17 protein-coding genes are annotated in these 18,433 nt (G+C 72.3%); 9 read left to right on the forward strand and 8 right to left on the reverse strand.

Translation table 11 applies throughout. The features are described 5' to 3' along the window. The first annotated feature begins 190 nt into the window (after positions 1-190). From rpsM to rplQ, 5 genes are all read left to right on the forward strand, one after another. Positions 191-559: a 30S ribosomal protein S13 gene (gene rpsM, locus MFF04_RS05565; RefSeq protein ID WP_238274458.1), complete on the forward strand. Its 369-nt coding sequence runs from the start codon at positions 191-193 to the stop codon at positions 557-559. 169 nt (positions 560-728) lie between these two features. Further along, the gene (gene rpsK, locus MFF04_RS05570) at positions 729-1,118 is read left to right on the forward strand and encodes a 30S ribosomal protein S11 (RefSeq protein ID WP_151004820.1); all 390 of its coding nucleotides are present in this window, start codon (positions 729-731) and stop codon (positions 1,116-1,118) included. 30 nt (positions 1,119-1,148) lie between these two features. Then, entirely contained in the window at positions 1,149-2,024 is an 876-nt protein-coding gene (locus tag MFF04_RS05575; protein WP_238274459.1) for an MBL fold metallo-hydrolase, read from the forward strand. Between the two features lie 92 nt (positions 2,025-2,116). Beyond that, positions 2,117-3,154, forward strand: coding sequence for a DNA-directed RNA polymerase subunit alpha (locus tag MFF04_RS05580; RefSeq protein WP_373319966.1), 1,038 nt, complete (start codon positions 2,117-2,119; stop codon positions 3,152-3,154). A gap of 174 nt (positions 3,155-3,328) precedes the next feature. Further along, positions 3,329-3,742, forward strand: coding sequence for a 50S ribosomal protein L17 (rplQ, locus tag MFF04_RS05585; RefSeq protein ID WP_238274461.1), 414 nt, complete (start codon positions 3,329-3,331; stop codon positions 3,740-3,742). Between the two features lie 73 nt (positions 3,743-3,815). On the opposite strand, the gene MFF04_RS05590 is transcribed toward rplQ, so the two are convergent. The 8 genes from MFF04_RS05590 to MFF04_RS05625 all read right to left on the reverse strand — a co-directional run bounded on the left by MFF04_RS05590 (position 3,816) and on the right by MFF04_RS05625 (position 14,980). After that, positions 3,816-5,675: a response regulator gene (locus MFF04_RS05590; protein WP_238274462.1), complete on the reverse strand. Its 1,860-nt coding sequence runs from the start codon at positions 5,673-5,675 to the stop codon at positions 3,816-3,818. Then, positions 5,672-7,390 (reverse strand): response regulator, encoded by a 1,719-nt coding sequence (locus MFF04_RS05595; RefSeq protein ID WP_238274463.1) that lies wholly within the window; start codon positions 7,388-7,390, stop codon positions 5,672-5,674. The genes MFF04_RS05590 and MFF04_RS05595 overlap by 4 nt, the downstream gene beginning before the upstream one ends. After that, on the reverse strand, positions 7,387-8,433 hold the full coding sequence (cheB, locus tag MFF04_RS05600; RefSeq protein WP_373319967.1) for a chemotaxis-specific protein-glutamate methyltransferase CheB: 1,047 nt from the start codon (positions 8,431-8,433) through the stop codon (positions 7,387-7,389). The genes MFF04_RS05595 and cheB overlap by 4 nt, the downstream gene beginning before the upstream one ends. Before the next feature lie 47 nt (positions 8,434-8,480). Beyond that, a complete protein-coding gene (locus MFF04_RS05605) occupies positions 8,481-10,745 on the reverse strand; it encodes a hybrid sensor histidine kinase/response regulator (RefSeq protein WP_238274465.1) in 2,265 nt (754 codons plus the stop codon). 18 nt (positions 10,746-10,763) lie between these two features. Beyond that, entirely contained in the window at positions 10,764-12,437 is a 1,674-nt protein-coding gene (locus tag MFF04_RS05610) for a methyl-accepting chemotaxis protein (protein ID WP_238274466.1), read from the reverse strand. Between the two features lie 71 nt (positions 12,438-12,508). Beyond that, positions 12,509-13,000 carry a chemotaxis protein CheW gene (locus MFF04_RS05615; protein WP_238274467.1) on the reverse strand — a complete coding sequence of 164 codons (492 nt, stop codon included), beginning with the start codon at positions 12,998-13,000 and terminating at the stop codon, positions 12,509-12,511. After that, positions 12,997-14,469: a CheR family methyltransferase gene (locus tag MFF04_RS05620; RefSeq protein ID WP_238274468.1), complete on the reverse strand. Its 1,473-nt coding sequence runs from the start codon at positions 14,467-14,469 to the stop codon at positions 12,997-12,999. Before MFF04_RS05620 ends, MFF04_RS05615 begins: the two co-directional genes overlap by 4 nt. Before the next feature lie 10 nt (positions 14,470-14,479). Further along, entirely contained in the window at positions 14,480-14,980 is a 501-nt protein-coding gene (locus MFF04_RS05625; protein WP_238274469.1) for a chemotaxis protein CheW, read from the reverse strand. Between the two features lie 354 nt (positions 14,981-15,334). Between MFF04_RS05625 and MFF04_RS05630 the strand changes: the two genes are divergently transcribed. The 4 genes from MFF04_RS05630 to MFF04_RS05645 all read left to right on the forward strand — a co-directional run bounded on the left by MFF04_RS05630 (position 15,335) and on the right by MFF04_RS05645 (position 18,432). Next, positions 15,335-17,110 carry an acetolactate synthase 3 large subunit gene (locus MFF04_RS05630; protein WP_238274470.1) on the forward strand — a complete coding sequence of 592 codons (1,776 nt, stop codon included), beginning with the start codon at positions 15,335-15,337 and terminating at the stop codon, positions 17,108-17,110. A 132-nt stretch (positions 17,111-17,242) separates the two neighbouring features. Continuing rightward, positions 17,243-17,785, forward strand: a complete 543-nt coding sequence (gene ilvN / locus MFF04_RS05635; protein ID WP_238274471.1) for an acetolactate synthase small subunit — start codon at positions 17,243-17,245, stop codon at positions 17,783-17,785. Positions 17,786-17,843: 58 nt separating this feature from the next. Further along, entirely contained in the window at positions 17,844-18,077 is a 234-nt protein-coding gene (locus MFF04_RS05640) for an AbrB/MazE/SpoVT family DNA-binding domain-containing protein (RefSeq protein ID WP_238274472.1), read from the forward strand. Beyond that, positions 18,070-18,432: a type II toxin-antitoxin system PemK/MazF family toxin gene (locus MFF04_RS05645; protein WP_238274473.1), complete on the forward strand. Its 363-nt coding sequence runs from the start codon at positions 18,070-18,072 to the stop codon at positions 18,430-18,432. Before MFF04_RS05640 ends, MFF04_RS05645 begins: the two co-directional genes overlap by 8 nt. The last annotated feature ends 1 nt before the right edge of the window (position 18,433 follow it).

Consider the following 18,433-nt stretch of genomic DNA (forward strand, 5'->3'; position numbering starts at 1 on the left):
GCCTGGACGAAGTGCGGCCCGCGCTAGCAGGCCGCACTTCGTCCAGGCGAATTCGGTCCGGGGCGTCCTTCAAGGGACGGCCGCGGGCTGATTTGTCGTTGACGGAGAGCGCGCAGGGGCCGGCCTCCACCGGACGCGCGCTCGAAACCCGAAAGCCCGGCGCCGCGCCGGGCGCATATGGAGTGAGACCTTGGCCCGTATCGCAGGCGTCAACATCCCGACCAACAAGCGCGTCGTCATCGCGCTCCAGTACATCCACGGCATCGGCTCGAAGAAGGCCGAGGAGATCACCGAGAAGGTCGGCATCCCCGCCGAGCGCCGGGTCAATCAGCTCACCGACGCCGAGGTTCTCCAGATCCGCGAGACCATCGACCGCGACTACCTCGTCGAGGGCGATCTGCGCCGCGAAGTCTCGATGAACATCAAGCGGCTGATGGATCTCGGCTGCTACCGCGGCCTGCGTCACCGCAAGCAGCTGCCCGTGCGCGGCCAGCGCACCCACACCAACGCCCGCACCCGCAAGGGCAAGGCGAAGCCGATCGCCGGCAAGAAGAAGTAATTTTTTCCGATTGGGAGGCCGCGTTTCGCTCGGCCTCCCCGTCGCGCCGGGCGTCCCGCTACGGGAGCCGGTGTGGCGGATCGGCTGTCCGAGGCCGCACCGCCAAGTCCCAAAAAGAATCCCGAGCGCCTGGTGTTACGGGCGTGCCTGAAGGAAGAGAACAGGTAGCATGGCCAAGGAACCGACCCGCATTCGCCGCCGCGAGCGCAAGAACATCGTCTCGGGCGTCGCGCACGTGAACGCGTCGTTCAACAACACGATGATCACCATCACCGACGCCCAGGGCAACACGATCTCGTGGTCCTCTGCCGGCGCGATGGGCTTCAAGGGCTCGCGCAAGTCGACGCCCTACGCCGCGCAGGTTGCTGCCGAGGATGCCGCCCGCAAGGCGTCCGAGCACGGCATGCGCACCCTCGAGGTCGAGGTCTCCGGTCCCGGCTCCGGCCGCGAGTCGGCCCTGCGCGCCCTCCAGGCCGCGGGCTTCACCGTGACCTCGATCCGCGACGTGACCTCGATCCCGCACAACGGCTGCCGCCCGCGCAAGCGCCGGCGCGTCTGAGCCGGGCTCGGCGAGAGCGGAGAGGAATCAGTGGCGGACGGATCGAAGCCGCTTCCGGGTGTGCTGCGCTGGAGCATCGGCGACCTCACGGTCACCGTGCTCAATGACGGCTACCTGCCCGGATCGCTCGACCTCGTCACCGGCATCCCGAAGGACGAGGCCGGCCGGCTCCAGGCCGCCGGCTTCCGCTCGACGGAGGCGCCGCGCATCACGCTGAACGCCTTCCTGATCACCGGTCCGGGGCGCGAGCCGGTGTTGATCGACACCGGCTTCGGCGGTTTCGGCGGGGATACGCTCGGGCGCGTTCCGGCGGCGCTGGCCGCCACCGGCGTCCGTCCGGACGAGATCGGGACGGTGCTGCTCACGCATCTCCACCCCGATCACGCGGGCGGCCTCCTCGCCGACGGCAAGCCGGCCTACCCGAACGCCGAGATCGTCCTGCACGAGGACGAGACCGCGTTCTGGCTCGGGGAGGGCGCGCTGGAGCGGGCGCCGGACGACGCGAAGCCCTATTTCGAGATCGCCCGCGACGCGACCGCGCCCTACGCCGCGCGCACCCGGCGCCACCGGGGCGGCGAGCTGCTGCCGGGCATCACCGCGGTGCCGCTGCCGGGCCATACGCCGGGCCATACCGGCTTTCGCATCGTCTCGGGCTCGACCTCGCTGATGATGTGGACCGACATCGTCCACCTGCCGGCCATCCAGTTCAAGCAGCCGGAGGCCGGCGTCAGCTTCGACGTGGACGGCGACCAGGCCCGCGCGGTGCGCCGCCGCGTGCTGGACGAGGTCGCCAGCGAGCGCAGCTTCATCGCCGGGTCTCACCTCGAGTTCCCGGCCCTCGGCTACGTCGTGCGCGACGGGGCCGCCTACGCCTTCGTGCCGGAGCTCTGGGTCGCCGCCCAGTGACGCCGACACCGTGAGATTTCATTCGGGAGCCGGTCTGCGGGGGCAGGCGGACCGGAACCCGGCGCGGACCACGACGAGCGGCCCGCGCCCGTATTGCGAGAGGTAGGATCGTGGTCATTCAGAAGAACTGGCAAGAGCTCATCAAGCCGAACAAGCTCCAGGTCTCGGCGGGCGACGACCCCAAGCGCGTCGCCACCGTGGTGGCCGAGCCCCTCGAGCGCGGCTTCGGCACGACGCTCGGCAACTCGCTGCGCCGGGTACTGCTGTCCTCGCTCCAGGGCGCGGCCGTGACCTCGGTGCAGATCGACGGCGTGCTCCACGAGTTCTCCTCGATCCCGGGCGTGCGCGAGGACGTCACCGACATCGTCCTCAACATCAAGACCATCGCCATCCGTTCGCAGACGGACGCCCCCAAGCGCATGACCCTGCGCAAGACGGGCCCGGGCCTCGTCACCGCCGGTGACATCGGCGCGGTCGGCGACATCCAGATCCTGAATCCCGACCTCGTGATCTGCACCCTCGACGACGGGGCGGAGATCCGCATGGAGTTCACGGTCGCCACGGGCAAGGGCTACGTCCCGGCCGAGCGCAACCGTCCCGAGGACGCGCCGATCGGCCTGATCCCGGTCGACGCCCTGTTCTCGCCGGTCACCAAGGTCAGCTACCGCGTCGAGACGACCCGCGAGGGCCAGGACCTCGACAAGGACAAGCTGACCATGACGGTCGAGACCAACGGCGCGGTCTCGCCGGAGGATGCGCTGGCCTACGCCGCGCGCATCATCCAGGACCAGCTCCAGGTGTTCGTGAACTTCGAGGAGCCCCGCAAGGAGGAGGCCGCGCCGCTCGCGCCGCAGCTCCCCTTCAACCCGGCGCTGCTCAAGAAGGTCGACGAGCTGGAGCTGTCCGTCCGCTCGGCGAACTGCCTGAAGAACGACAACATCGTCTATATCGGCGACCTCATCCAGAAGTCGGAGGGCGAGATGCTGCGCACCCCGAACTTCGGCCGCAAGTCGCTCAACGAGATCAAGGAAGTGCTCGCCGGCATGGGCCTGCATCTCGGCATGGACATCCCCGGCTGGCCGCCGGAGAACATCGAGGACCTCGCCAAGCGCTTCGAGGAGCACTACTGAGGCGAGCCGTCGTCCGATCCTCGGACGATACGGCGCGACGCGGCGCCCCAGCCAAGCCGGGGCGCCCCTCACAAAGAACCCGCCGCGGGGTGAAGCGGATCGTCAGAACAGCCCCTTGAGGGCCCATGGCCGTACCGTGGCACGGCGGCCATCGCAGATTAAGGAACAGCCATCATGCGTCACGGCTTCGCCCATCGCCGCTTCAACCGCACCCCCGAGCACCGCAAGGCGATGTTCGCCAACATGTCGGCCGCGCTGATCAAGCACGAGCAGATCGTCACCACGCTGCCGAAGGCCAAGGACCTTCGCCCGGTGATCGAGAAGCTCGTCACCCTCGGCCGCACCGATTCGCTCCACGCCCGGCGTCTCGCCATGTCGCAGATCCGCGACGCGGACATGGTCCGCAAGCTCTTCACGGTGCTCGGGCCCCGCTACAAGGGCCGCCCGGGCGGCTACTGCCGCATCATGAAGGCGGGCTTCCGCTACGGCGACAACGCCGCCATGGCGGTGATCGAGTTCGTGGATCGCGACGTCGAGGCCCGTGGCAAGGATTCCGGCCCGAGCCAGGCGGCCGCCGCCGAGGCCTGAGCGCCTTCGCACGAACGAACCTCTGAAGGGCGGTCCGGCAACGGGCCGCCCTTCTCGCATTCGGGGATCCGGTTCAGGCGGCCGGGCCGAGGAGAGCGGAGACGCGGGCGGCCAGCTCCGCCGAGCGGAAAGGCTTGTCGAGCACGGGCACGTCGGGCGGGATCTGCATCGCCTCGGCGTGGCCCGTGAGGATCAGCACCGGCAGCGCCGGCCAGCGCCGGCGCACGGTCTCGGCGAGGTCGGCGCCGGTCATCCCCGGCATGGCGAGGTCGGCAACCACCAGCTCGAAGCCGCCGGCCTCCAGCATCGCGACGGCGGTGCTGGCATCGGCGGCCTCGCTGGCGGCGTAGCCGAAATCGACGAGGAAGGAGGCGGTGACGTGCCGGACCTCCGCGTCGTCGTCGACCACCAGGATGCGGGCCGGGCGCGGGGCCTCCGGTGCGGCAGCCTCGCCGTCCTCGCTCGCCGCCGGCGCCTCTCCGGCGGCGGGCAGGAGAAGCTCGACGCGGGTGCCGCGGCCGACCTCGCTGTCGATGGTGAGCCGGCCGCCGGCGGTCTGGGCGAGACCGAAGACCATCGCGAGGCCGAGCCCGGTGCCCTGGCCGACGCCCTTCGTCGTGAAGAACGGCTCGCAGACCCGCGCCAGGATCTCCGGCGGGATGCCCGAACCGCCATCGGTGACGCTGAGGCGGAGGAACTCGCCCGCCGCGATCTCCGGATCCGCCTCGACCCGGACGGAGGCCGTCGCGATCTCGATGCGGCCCCCCTCCGGCATGGCGTCGCGGGCGTTGATGCAGAGGTTGAGGATGGCCAGCTCAAGCTGGTCGGGATCGACGAGGACGGCCGGCGCCTCCGGCGACAGGCGGGTCGTGACCGAGACGAGGCCGCCGAGGCTGCGTCCGAACAGCGCGTCCATACCCTCGACCAGCGCGTTCACGTCGGTGATCCGCGCCGAAAGGTCGTCGGCGCGGCTGAAGCTGAGGAGGCGCTTCGTGAGGTTCGCCCCGCGATGGGCCGCGCCGGCGGCGTTCTCGATGAGGCGCTTCACCCGCGGCTGGTCCTGCACCTTCGGGGCGGCGAGCTCGAGGCTCCCGAGGATCGCGGTGAGCAGGTTGTTGAAGTCGTGGGCGATGCCGCCGGCAAGCGTGCCCAGCGCCTGCATCTTGTCGGACTGGCGCAGTCGCGTCTCGAGCATGCGCTGCTCGGTCACGTCCCGCTCGATCGTGGCGAGATGGCTGAGGCCGCCGGCCGCGTCGCGGATCGGGACCCGGACCACCTGGCTCCAGCGCTCGGCGCGCGCCGGCCCGTCCGCCACCAGGATCTCGGAAGGCTCGCCGGAGGCCAGGGCCGCCGCGTCGGCCTCGGCCGCCTCGGAGACGTCCTCGCCGAGGAGGTCGGCTTCGGTGCGGCCGAGGCAGGCGGGCAGGTCGTGCCCGAGGCGCTCGGCCTTGCGGGCGTTGAGGCGCACGAACCGCCCTTGCGGGTCCTTGAAGGAGATGGCGTCGCCGGAATGCTCCAGGAGCCCGAGCAGCAGGGCGCGCTCCGTGGCGAGGTCCCGGCCCAGCGCGTGCCGGTCGAAGGCGTTGCGCACGGTCGCCCGCAGCAGCGCCGCGTCCCAGGGCTTGGCGACGTAGCCGATGATGCCGCCGCGGTTGAGCGCCGCGATGACGGCGCTGATGTCGGCGTAGCCCGTGAGCAGGATCGCCTGCGCCTCGTGGAAGGCGCGGGCCTCGGCGAGGAGCGCGTCGCCGGTCATGCCCGGCATCCGCTGGTCGGAGAGGATGACGGCGATGTCGGGCTCGGAGCGGAGGATGCGCAGGGCCTCCGCCGGCTTCGGCGTGGTCAGCACCCGGTAATCGTCCTCGAACAGGTCTTCGAGGGCGATGAGGATGTCGGGCTCGTCGTCGACGGCGAGGATGGTGCCCCTGGTCATGCCTCTGATCTCGCCCCGGCGTCCTGCCTCGGAATGCTGATCACGAAGCAGGCCCCCCCCTGCGGCGCCGCCTCCACCGAAAGGGAGCCGCTATGCGCCTGCACGACGCTGTAGGCAATCGCTAAGCCGAGTCCGGTGCCCGATCCCACCGGCTTCGTGGTGAAGAACGGCTCGAAGATCTTCTCGCGCAGGTCTTCGGGAATGCCGGGACCGGTGTCGCTGATGCGGATCACGTCGCTGTCCGGGGTGCTGCGCGTCGCGACGCGGATCGCGCCGCCCTCGGGCATGGCGTCCGCCGCGTTTCCGAGGATGTTCATCACCACCTGGTTGAGGAGCGCCGGCGTGCAGGAGATCTCGGGCCGGCCCTCGAAGGCCGTCTCGACCCCGATGCGGGTGCCGAGCTTGTGCTGGATCAGCGAGAGCACGGTCTCGATGGCCTCGGGCACGTTGACGAGGGAGCGCTCGCCCTCGTCGAGCCGGGAGAACTTGCGCAGGTTGAGCACCAGATCCTGGATGCGGGTGAGGCCCATGCGCATCGAGCCGACCCGGTCGCGGGCCTTGGCCAGCGCCCGGCCCGCACCTTCGTCGTCCTGCCCGTCGACACTCCCGAGCAGCCGCTCCACGGTCTCCTGATGGGCGAGGATGAAGGCCAGCGGGTTGTTGATCTCGTGGGCGATGCCGGCCACCAACTCGCCCAGGGAGGCCATCTTCGCCGCCTGGACGAGCTTGGCCTGGGCCTCGGTGAGGCGCCGGTTGGCCTCCTCGAGATCGCTGTTGGCGCGCGCCAGCGCCCCGGCCAGCGCCGCGCGGGCCTCGGCGGCCTCGGCCTCGGCGCGGGCCCGCACCAGGGCGCGCTCCCGATCCCCGAACTCCCCGGCGATGCGGCGGTCGTCCTCTTCGAGCAGCCTGCGGCGGACGAGGCCGCGGATGCGCAGCGCCAGCATCTCGCCGCCGGTCTTCGGCACCACGTCGTCGGCGCCGGCATCGAAGGCTCCGACGAGGAAGTCCTTGTCGGGCGCGCTGCCGGCGACGCCGACGAGGTGGAACGCCGGCCCGGCCTCCGCCGCGCGCCGATGGGCGTCGACCTTGCGGCAGAGGGCCACCCCGTCGAAGGAGGGCCCGAGCAGGTCGATCGTCACGCAGTCGAAGGGCGCGTCGGGGCCGGCGAGGGCGGCGAGCGCGTCGTCGGGGCCGGCGGCGGTCGTCACCGCGTGGCCCTCCTGGGCGAGCAGCCCGGCGCGGAAGGTGCGGTAGGTGGCGCTGCCGTCGACGACCAGCACGCGGCCGCGGCGGAAGCCCGCGACGCCCGGCCCGTCGCCTCCGCCGCGGCGCTCGCGGAGCAGGGCGCGGATGCGCAGGGCCAGCAGGTCCCGGTCGGCGGATTTCTCGACATAGGCGTCGGCGCCGCTCTCGAGGCCCTGGCGCTCGCCGTCGCGGGCGCCGGTGAGCATCAGCACCGGCAGGGCGCGGGTGCGCAGGGAGAGGCGGAGCTGCCGGGTGAACTCGTCGCCCTTCATGCCCGGCAGGTGGAAATCGGCCACGACGAGATCGGGCAGGGCGGTGTTGAGACGGTCGAGGGCGGCTTCCGCCGTGGCGCAGCGCTCCACCGCGAAGCCCTGGCTCTCCAGGAACAGGCGCAGCTCCAGGGCCTGGGTCTCCGAATCCTCGACGAGGAGGATGCGGATCGGGGCGTCGGGATTCGCCGCCGCGCTCATGGTGCGGTCTCCGGGGCGGCAAGGCGCAGGAGGTGGCCGGCGACCCTGTCGAGGGGCAGCACGGCCGCGGCCGCCGACAGGCGGACCGCCGCCGCCGGCATGCCGTAGACGACCGCCGTGCTCTCGTGCTCGGCCACCGTCGCGGCCCCGGCCCGGCGCATGTCGAGGAGCCCCGTCGCGCCGTCCTCGCCCATGCCGGTGAGGAGCACGCCGATGCCCGAGGCCCCCGCTTGCCGGGCGACGGAGCGGAACAGCACCGTGGCGGCGGGGCGCTGCCCGCCGACGGGCGCCGCGTCGAGGACGCGCAGGATGCGCTGCGCGCCGAGCTCCAGGTGCCGGTCGCCCGGCGCGACGTAGACCCGGCCCCGCTCCATCGCCTCGCCGTCGCGGGCGATCGAGACGGGAAGCGGGACGACGCCGTCGAGCCAGCCGGCGAAACCTTCCATGAAGGCCGCGCCCATGTGCTGCACGAGCAGGATCGGCAGCGGAAACTCCCGGCTGAGGCTGCCGAGCACGCGGGCGAGCGCCGGGGGACCTCCGGTGGAGGCGGCGATCGCGACCACCGTCGGATGCCCGGCGAACGCCTCGACCTTCGGGGGGACGGGCGGGACGGTGCGGCCCGACCATTCCGTACCGATCGGCCGGCGGCGGATGACCGGCACCTGCGCCATGATGCGCAGCTGCGTGCAGATCTGGTCCGCCACCGCCTCGTAGCCGGCATGCGTCGTCGCGACGGGCTTCTCGACCACGGAGAGGGCCCCGGCGCGCAGCGCGCTCATGGAGATCTTGAGGGAGGAATCCTCGACCGCGTCGGCGACGACGACGATCGGGGTCGGCCGCTCGGCCATGATCCGCCGGGTGGTCTCCAGGCCGTCGATGCCGGGAAGCCGGATGTCCATGGAGATCACGTCCGGCCGCACCGTTTCCAGGCTCTCGAGCGCCGCCTCTCCGGACGGCACGGCCGCGACGAGCTGCAGGCGCGGGTCGCGGGAGACGATGTAGGCGAGGAGCTCGCGCACCACGAGGCTGTCCTCGACGAGCATCACCCGCACCCGTCCGCTCACGGCGGCGTCCGTCCCCATTCCCGCGCTCACAGAAGCTGGCCGATGGTGTCCAGAAGCCCGCGCTGGTCGAACTTCTGCTTGGTGAGGTAGGCGTCCGCGCCGAGTTCCAGGCCCCGGGCGACGTCCTCGGCATCGCCCCGCGAGGTCATCAGGATCACGGGCATGCGGGCGAAGCGCTGGTCGGCGCGCAGCGCCGCGAGCAGCCCGAACCCGTCGAGACGGGGCATCTCAACGTCGGCGAGGACGAGATTCACGGGTTCGATCTCGGCGCGCAGACGGTCGAGGGCGTCCTGCCCGTCCACGCAGACCACCACCCGGTAGCCGGCCGCTTCCAAGATGCCTTTCTCCAACGTGCGGGTGGTGATGGAATCGTCCACGACGAGAATGGTCGAACGTGGCGCGCCGGGCATCGTTCCAGCCCGGCCGGCCCCTTCCTCGGCTCCCGATGCGGGGGCGGCGCCGGCGGTCTCCGCGGCGCGGGCGGCCAGCGCCTCGGGATCGAGGACGAGGACGGGCCGGTCGCCGGGGAGCACCACCGTTCCCGAGACCGGCGCGCGCTCGGCGCCGATCGGCGGCGGCGGCAGGATGAGCAGGCTGCGCACGTCCTCCAGCCGGGCGACGGAGACGGCGCAGAGCGTCGCACCTGCCCGCAGGACGACGACGGTCCTGACGGGTCCGTCCTCGGCCGCCGCGCCCGTCCCGACGAGCTCGGAGAGGGCGAAGACGGGGAGCGCCGTCTCCGGCACGCCCGCCGGGGCCGGCAGCCGCAGCACGGGGCGGCCGAGCGCCCGGCCGAGATCGTCCGGGGCCACCCGCACCAGCCGGGCGACGGCGTCGCCGGGCAGGGCGTAGAGGGCGCCGCCATCCTCCGCCAGGAGCACCGGCCGCCGTGCGGCCGAGAGCGGCAGGCTCATCACCAGGGAGGTGCCGTGGGGCTCGCGCGCCTGGAGGCGGACGCCGCCCCGCAGGGCGCGTACGGCATCGGCGACGACGGAGAGGCCGAAGCCACGCCCGGAGAGCGCGTCGACGGCGCGGGCCGTGCTGAAGCCCGGCTCGAACACGAGGCCGAGAAGCGTCTCGGGATCGGCCGCCTCGTCCGCGGCGAGAAGGCCCCGGCGGCGGGCGGTCTCCTCGATCCCGGCGAGATCGGGGCCGCGGCCGTCGTCGTGGACGGCGACGCTCAGGCGGCCGCCGCGCAGCGACAGCTCGAACAGGATCGCCAGCGCCTCCGGCTTGCCGGCGGCGCGGCGCGCCTCGGGCGGCTCGGCGCCATGGCTGAGCGCGTTGCGCAGGGCATGCAGCACCGGGTCCTTGAGGGCCTGGAGCAGGGCGCGGTCGACGGGCAGGTCGAGGCCCCGCTCCGTCACCGCGACCTCGCGGCCCTGCTCGCGGGCGGTCTCGCGGAGCGAGCGGGCGAAGCCGCCGAACACCGTCTCGGCGGGCACGAGGGCGAGCCGCTCCGCCCCCTCCCGGACGCGGGAGGTCGCGCCCTCGACGGCGCCGGAGAGACGGGCTTGGCGGCGGGCGAGGTCGGCGGCCTCGCGGGCGAGCCCGTCGAGGGCGGCCGACAGCGCCCGCAGGTCCGCCCGCACGGATTCGACCGCCGCGCGGTCCGTCTCGTCGTCGAGACCGCGGGCGAGGCTCGCCAGCGCGCCCTGTCCACGAAGGCCGTCGGCCCGGCGGCGGAGATCGGCGGCGGTGCGTCCGATGCCGGCGATCCCCTCGGCCACCGCCGCCTCGCCGGAAAGCGCCGTGAAGAGATCGTGTGTCGCCCGGCGCAATCCCTCGACGGCGTCGGCGGGCACCCGCAGCAGGGAGGCGGATTCGGGCGCCGCCCGCGACGGTTCCTCGGCCTGCGCGGGGGCAGGGGCAGGGGAGACCGCGGCGGCCGGCGGGGCGGGCGGCGCGGGGGCCCGCTCCCCCGGTGAGAGGCAGCGGTCGAGGGCGCCGAGAGCGTCGCCGGGCATCGTCGGCGCCGCCTCGGTCTTGAGGGCGGCGACGAAGGCCTCGATGCGGTCGAGGGCGAGCTGGGCGGCGCTCTCGGCCTCCGGCTCCAGCGCGCTGCCGCCCGCGACCCGCTCGAACAGGCTCTCCAGCCGATGCGCCACCGCCTCGACGGGGGGCAGATCGACGGCCCGCGCCGCGCCCTTGAGGCTGTGCGCGCGGCGGAACACGTCGTTCCAGTCCGGCGCGCGGCCCTCGCGGCCCTCGGCGATCTGGGCGCGGATCGCGTCGAGATGCTCGCGGTGCTCGACCTCGAAGGCGGCGAGAAGCTGCTGGCGGATGTCCATGGCGCGTCCCGTCCCGCCTCAGTGGCGGTAGCGGTCGGCGAGGGTGAGAAGCGCCTGGGCGAGCTCGGTGAGGTTAGCCGAGGCGGTCTCGACCTCCCGCGTGCCCGCCGCGGTCTGCTGGCTCGCCTGGCGGATGTTCTGAAGGGCGCCCATCACCTGCTCGATGCCGAGCTGCTGCTGGTTCGTCGAGGCGACGATCTGCTGGAAGGTCTGGGTGCTCTCCTCGACGCGGGCGGTGATCTCCTCGATGGTGCGCTGGGTAGTGTCGGAGCGCGACTTGCCGGCCGCGGCCCGCTTCACGGCCTCCTCGGTGAGCATCACCGACGTGTTGATGCCCCGCTGGATCTCCGAGAGGATCCCCCGGACCTGGCCGGTGGCGGCCTTAGCCTGGTCGGCAAGCAGCTTCATCTCGGACGCGACGACGGCGAAGCTGCGCCCGCCCTCGCCGGCGGCGGCGGCCTCGATGGCGGCGTTGAGCGCCAGTAGGTGCGTGCGCTCCGAGATGTCGTTGACGGTGGTGATGATGTCGCCGATCGCCTGGGTCTTCTCCGAGAGCGCGACGATGTTGCCGGCGACCGCCTCGGCCTGCTCGCGGATCGCCTCCATGGCGCGGGCGGTGTCGGCGACCGCCCGCAGACCCTGGCGGGAGGTCTGGGCGGTGGCCTGGGCGGCGCCGATGACCTCGCTGGCGCGCTTGGCGATCTGCGCGCCGGAATGGGTGATCTCGTCGACCGTCGCGGCGGTCTCCTGGACGGCGGCGAACTGCTCCTCGACGCTCGCCGCCTGCTCCTGGGCCGAGGCCCGGATCTCGGCGGCCGCCGCGTTGAGGTCGGCGGTCGCCGCCCGGTTGGTGCGGGCGAGGTCGGCGAGGCCGGTGACCATGCCGTTGAGGGCGCGGCCGAGCCGGGCGATCTCGTCGCCGCCCCGCGCGTCGAGGGTCTGAGACAGGTCGCCGGCGCCGACGCGCTCGGCGAACCCCATCACCGATTCGAGGGGGCGCACCACGGCGCGGCTGATGATGACGGTGATGAGCAGGCTCAGCGCCACGGCCGCCGCCAGGGTCAGCCCGATCGAGACGCGGCTGCGCTCGTAGAGGTCGGCGACGCCGCGCTGCCCGGCGGCGACGTTCTCGTCGAGGGATTCCCGGGCCCGCTCGATGCCGGCGACCGTCTCCTCGTAGAGACGCGAGACGTCCGCGTTGCGGTTCTCGACGCCCATCACGTCCCCGGCGGCGTTGGCGTTGAGCTGCGCCTCGCTGCCGTCCCGGTAGCGGTGATAGACCTCGAAGGCCGTGGTCAGCACCGAATGCATCCGGTCCCAGGAGGCCGCCCGCTCCTGGGAGACCGCGCGGCCGCGATACTCGGCCGCCTCGCGCAGCAGCTCCTTGTAGAGGGTCTCGGTGGCGGCGGCCGTCCGGCGCCAGATCGCGAAGGTGTCCTCCTCCTTCACGGCGTGGCCCTGCGCCTTCATCAGCGTGGCGATGACGGCGTTGCGCCGCAGGATGCCCATGTTGCGCGCCCGGTTCCCGAGCTCGTCGAGCTGGCGCATCACGGTGAGGTCGCGGGCGACGATGGCGTCGGTGGTGTCGCGCACGCTGCCGATCTGGCCGAGCGCGTAGATGCCGAGCGCCAGGATCACCAGGGTGACGGCGGCGAAGCCCAGCAGGATCCGTTTTCCGATCGAGATCGACACGTGTCAGGCTCCAGGTCCGGTGGGGCGGACGATGCCCGCCGGGTTCGGGGAATGGGTGGCGGCGCCAGCCCTCACGGCCGGAAGCGCCGGAGCAGCCGGGCGAGGTCGACCAGCACGAAATCCTCCCGGCCGTCCGCGGGGACGTAGCCGGAGGCGGCATCCGCGCCCGTCGCGCGGGCGAGCCCGAGCACCCGGTCGACCCGCAGGACGACCGGCGCGGCGCCGCCGCGCAGCGCCACGAAATGGCCAGTGCCGGGCCGCTCTCCGGGGGAAGGGCGGCCGAGGGCGGCGGCGAGATCGAGGACGCTGACCACGCCGCCGGAAAGGGCGGCGATGCCGACGAGGGCGGCGGGCGCACCGGGGATCGGGGTGCAGGGCCGGGCGGGAAGCACCTCGGCGACGCCGGCGACGGGCAGGCCGTAGCGCTCGCCGGCGCAGTCGCAGACGAGGACCTCCTCGCCGGCCTCCGCGCGCGCCGCCGCGCCGCCGCGGGCGGCGAGCCGCGCGGCGCGGGCGGCGAGCAGGCTGTCCGGATCGAGCTTCGGCGTCGCCTGCGGGCTCACGGTTCGGCTCCTGCCACACGTCCTCCCAGGCCGGCGCGGGCGAGCCGCGCGACATCGGCCGCGGCGGCGCCGTCGCCTTCGGGGAGAAGGGCGCCCGGAGGCAGCGTTTCGGCCAAGGCGGCGGCGTTGTCGAGGGCCCGGCGCGCTTCCTCGGGGCGGGAGAGTGCCGAAAGCAGCAGGCCGAGATGGTAATGGGCCATCACGAAGTCCCGGTCGAGGTAGAGCGCGCCGCGCAGGGCCCGCTCGGCTTCGGCGTCGCGGCCGAGGCTGCGGGCGAGAAGCCCCTCGTAGAAGCGCAGGGCCGGATCGAAGGGCGTCGCCGAGAGCGCCAGCCGCAGCGCGCGCCACGCCTCCCCGGCCGCCCCGGAATCGGCCAGCGCCCGGATGCGGTCGAGGGAGGGCGGCTCCCTGTGCTCCGCGACGGGCTCGGGCGGGGGCAGGGCAGCCGGGACCGCTGCGCTCTCCGCCTCCGGAACGGCAGGCGGCTCGGGCATCGGGAGCGGAAGCGTCCAGGACGGGAGCGGAACCTCGGGCGCCCAGGCCGGCGATGCGGGGGGCCAGGCCGGTACCGGGGGAAGCGCGGCGCCGTCCTCCGGCCGCCGATAGGCGACGGTGCCCGGCAGGCTGACCGCCGCGAGGAAGCTCGCGAAGCTCGGATTGGGCTCGGCATGGCCGATCAGCAGCCAGCCTCCGGGACGCAGCCGCTCGCCGAGCGCCCGCACGATCCCCGTGACGGTGGCGGCGTCGAAGTAGATCAGCACGTTCCGGCAGAGGATGAGGTCGAACTCCCCGAGCGCCGGGCCGCCGCCCTCGAGCAGGGAGAGCAGGTTCTGGCGCTCGAACCGGACCATCCGCGCATAGTCGGAGCGGAGCCGGTAGCCGCCCTCGCGGGTCGCCCCGTCGCGGCCGGGGACGGCGCGGAAGTAGCGCAGGCGCTCCTCGGTCGGCATGGTGCGCAGCGCCCAGCGCCCGAAGACCGCCCCCCGCGCCGTCGCCAGCGCCTCCGCGCTGATGTCGGTGCCGAGGATGCCGACGTGCCAGCCGGGAAGGGCCGGCCCGAGAATCTCGCGCAGCAGGATCGCCACGGAGTAGGGCTCGGCGCCCGTCGAGCAGCCCGCGCTCCAGACCTTCAGGCTGCGCTCCGTGGACCGTCCCGCGACGATCCCCGGCAGGATGGTGTTGCGCAGCGCCACGAACTGCTCCGCGTAGCGGAAGAAGAACGTCTCGCCGATGGTGATCTCGGCCTCGAGCGCCTTCCATTCCGCCGCTCCCAGCGACGGATCGTCGAGGCGCACGAGATAGGCGGCCGCATCCGGAACGCTGCAGGCGCGGTAGCGGCGCACCAGCCGGTCGAGGAGGAGGTCGTCCTTGTCGGCGTAGTAGTGGTGGCCCGTGCGCGCGATGATCCGCGCCTTCAGGGGCGCGTAGCCCGGATCGGCAAAGGGGTCTCGGATCCGGGCCCGGCTCATCCGCCGGGCCTCAGGCGACGGGAAGCGATTCGAGACGGGCGGCGGCGGCGCGGGTCAGCGCCGAGACACGCGCCCGCTCCTCCGCACTGAGGATGCGCGCCGGATCGAGGACCGGCACCAGCCGGCCTTCATGGGGCAGCCCGGCGACGACGCAGCCGTTGAGCGTGCGTTCCTCCGGGACGGCGCCGAGCGCCTCCGGATCGGCGCCGACGAGGTCGCCGACCCGATCGACGAGGAGCGCGCTCCCACGGTCGGCGGCGAGGACGAGATGGGCGTAGAGCCCCGGCCGCGCCGCCCCCTCGCGCAGCCCGAGCAGCCCGGCGAGGTCGAGCACGGGGACCGGGACGCCGCCGAGGTCGAGGAAGCCGGCGAGCACCGGACCCGCGACGGGCGCCGGCGACAGGCGGGGCAGGGGCAGGATCTCGCTCGCCGCCTCGCGGGGCAGGGCGCAGGTCGTGCCGGCGACGTCGAGCAGCAGGAAGCCCAGGGCGGGAACGGTTCTTCCTGGCACCCGCGTCCGGCTCCGGTTCGTCGCGATGGGAACGCCCTTTGATAGGGCGGGGGCCCCGCCCCGGCAATGCGCGGGCACGACGGCCGTTGACCCTGCCCGCCGCCTCCGCTATGCAGCCCGACACGCGATACGCCGGGGCAGCACCCCGCGCGAGCGGGAAAGACAGATGCGCAAGGTCCTTATCGTAGTCGAAGCGCCACTGACGGGGCGGCCCTGAACGCAGGGCCGCGATCCGGGAGGTGGCGCATGCAGGGTCCCGATCGGGGCCCTTTTTTGTTGCCCGAGACCCCGGACGCCGGGGGCGACGGCGCAAGCGGCGCGAGGCGGATGCGAGAGGTTGTGAAGGAGGAGACGATGGGCGGCGAGGTCATGACCGGGGCCGAGATGGTCATCCGGGCGTTCCGGGATCAGGGTGTGGACACGCTGTTCGGGTATCCGGGCGGCGCGGTGCTGCCGATCTACGACGCCCTCTTCCACCAGGACGCCCTCAAGCACGTGCTCGTGCGCCACGAGCAGGGCGCCGTCCATGCCGCGGAGGGCTATGCCCGCTCCTCCGGCAAGGTCGGCTGCGTGCTCGTCACCTCGGGGCCGGGCGCCACGAACATCATCACCGGCCTGACCGACGCGATGATGGACTCGATCCCGCTCGTCTGCATCACGGGGCAGGTTCCGACGCATCTCATCGGCACCGACGCCTTCCAGGAATGCGACACGGTCGGCATCACCCGCCACTGCACGAAGCACAACTACCTCGTGAAATCGATCGAGGACCTGCCGCGCATCCTGCACGAGGCGTTCTACGTCGCGAGCCACGGGCGGCCCGGCCCCGTCGTCGTCGACCTGCCGAAGGACGTGCAGTTCGCCAGCGGCCTCTACGAGCGCCCGACTTTCGACGGTCACAAGACCTACCGTCCCGCCGTGAAGGGCGACGCGGAGCGCATCCGCGCGGCGGTCGAGCTGATGGCAACGGCCCGCCGGCCGATCTTCTACACCGGCGGCGGCGTCATCAACTCCGGCCCCGAGGCCTCGCGCCTGCTGCGCGAGCTGGTCGAGGAGACCGGGTTCCCGGTCACCTCCACGCTGATGGGTCTGGGCGCCTATCCGGCCTCGAGCGAGAAGTTCCTGGGCATGCTCGGCATGCACGGGACCTACGAGGCGAACCTCGCCATGCACGAGTGCGACGTGATGATCTGCGTCGGCGCCCGCTTCGACGACCGCATCACGGGCCGCCTCGACGCCTTCGCGCCCTACTCGAAGAAGATCCACATCGACGTCGACGCCTCCTCGATCAACAAGGTCGTGAAGGTCGATGTCGGCATCGTCGGCGACTGCGCCAGCGTGCTCGCCGACATGCTGGAGGCCTGGCGCGCCCTGCCGACCGAGCCTGACAAGGCCGTCCTCGAGCCGTGGTTTGCCAAGATCGCCACCTGGAAGGCCCGCGAGTGCCTCGCCTACTGGCCGTCGGGCACGCTCATCAAGCCGCAATACGCCGTGCAACGTCTCTACGAGGCCTGCAAGGACCGGGAGACCTACGTCACCACGGAGGTCGGCCAGCACCAGATGTGGGCCGCCCAGTACTTCAAGTTCGAGGAGCCGAACCGCTGGATGACGTCGGGCGGCCTCGGCACCATGGGCTACGGCCTGCCCGCCGCCATCGGCGCGCAGCTCGCCCATCCGCAGGGGCTCGTCATCGACATCGCCGGCGAGGCCTCGATCCTGATGAACATGCAGGAGATGTCGACGGCCGTGCAGTACCGCCTGCCGGTCAAGATCTTCATCCTCAACAACGAGTACATGGGCATGGTCCGCCAGTGGCAGGAGCTGCTGCACGGCTCGCGCTACTCGCAGAGCTACTCGGAGAGCCTGCCGGACTTCGTGAAGCTCGCCGAGGCCTACGGGGCCAAGGGCATCCGCTGCGAGAAGCCCGGCGCGCTCGACGCCGCGATCAAGGAGATGCTCGACTACGACGGGCCGGTGATCTTCGACTGCGTGGTCGACAAGACCGAGAACTGCTTCCCGATGATCCCCTCGGGCAAGGCGCATAACGAGATGCTGCTCTCCGACTACCTCGGCGAGACCGGCGTCGAGCTCGGCGACGTGATCTCCGCGGAAGGCAAGATGCTGGTGTGAGGGTTTCCGTGCGGCCCGGCCTCAGGTCGGGCCGCGTGCTGCCCCCGCGCGCGGCGACGCGCAGTCGCGAGCCTCGCGCCACGGACGCGGGGGGTGGATGCGAGACATTTGGACGACGAGGACGGCTGAGCGATGAACGCCATGAACACCCACTACCCCGAGCCGGTCCGCGTCGAGCCGGTGAAGCGGCACACGCTCGCCGTGATCGTCGACAACGAGCCCGGCGTGCTCGCCCGCATCTCGGGGATGTTCTCGGGGCGCGGCTACAACATCGAGAGCCTCACGGTGTCGGAGACGGAGGAGGCGCGCCACATCTCGCGCATCACCATCGTCACCGCCGGCACCGACGCGGTGATCGACCAGATCAAGGCGCAGCTCGACCGGCTGGTGCCCGTCCACCGCGTCGTGGACCTCACCCTCCAGGGCAACGCGCTGGAGCGCGAGATCTGCCTCGTGAAGGTGGTCGGCCAGGGCGAGCACCGCAGCGAGGCGCTCCGGCTCGCCGCAGCCTTCAACGCCAAGACCATCGACGCGACGCTCAACTCCTTCGTCTTCGAGCTGACCGGCTCGACCGAGGAGGTCGACCGCTTCATCCGCCTGATGTCGGTGATCGGCCTCGTGGAGATCTGCCGCACCGGCATCGCCGCCATGAACCGCGGCGCGGAGCCGCTCTGAGGTCCTTGCCGGCGGCGCATGCTACCATGGCGGCGCGGAGCGGCCGGAGGAGCACACGATGGAAGCCAAGGTGGTGCGCTGGGGCGACGGCCTCGCCGTGCGGCTCTCCGCCGAGGAGGTCCGGGCGCTCGGGCTGAGCGAGGGACAGACGGTGGAGATCACCCCGCGATTGGCGCGACGGGAAACCCTCGCGGACATGATCGCCGAGATGGATCGGCTCGGCCCGTCCCATCGTCCCGAGACCGTGGATTGGGGCCCGGACGTCGGAGCTGAAATCGTCCGTGATGACTGACCTCGATCCGGCTGAGCTCCCGGAGGCTGGCGCCCTCGCATGGGTCGATCTCCGGCCCACACTTGGGAGGGAGCAGGCGGGAGTCCGACCGGTCGTCGTACTAACGAGCCGCGCCTTTCATCTGCGCAACGCGACCGCGATCATCTGCCCGATCACGCGAAACCTCGCTCTCTGGCCGACGAAAGTCGTCCTGCCGCCGGGGCTCGCGGTCGAAGGCGCGATCCTCGCCGATCAGGTAAGAAGCGTCGACCGTGCGGCACGGGGATTCCGGCTCATCGGCCGCGTCCCGGACGAAATCCTCGATGCCGTTCGCCACAAGATCGCGATGATCATCGGCCTGCCTCTGGATCGATAGC

This window comes from Methylobacterium jeotgali, from assembly GCF_022179345.1.
Classification (GTDB): Bacteria; Pseudomonadota; Alphaproteobacteria; order Rhizobiales; family Beijerinckiaceae; genus Methylobacterium; species Methylobacterium jeotgali.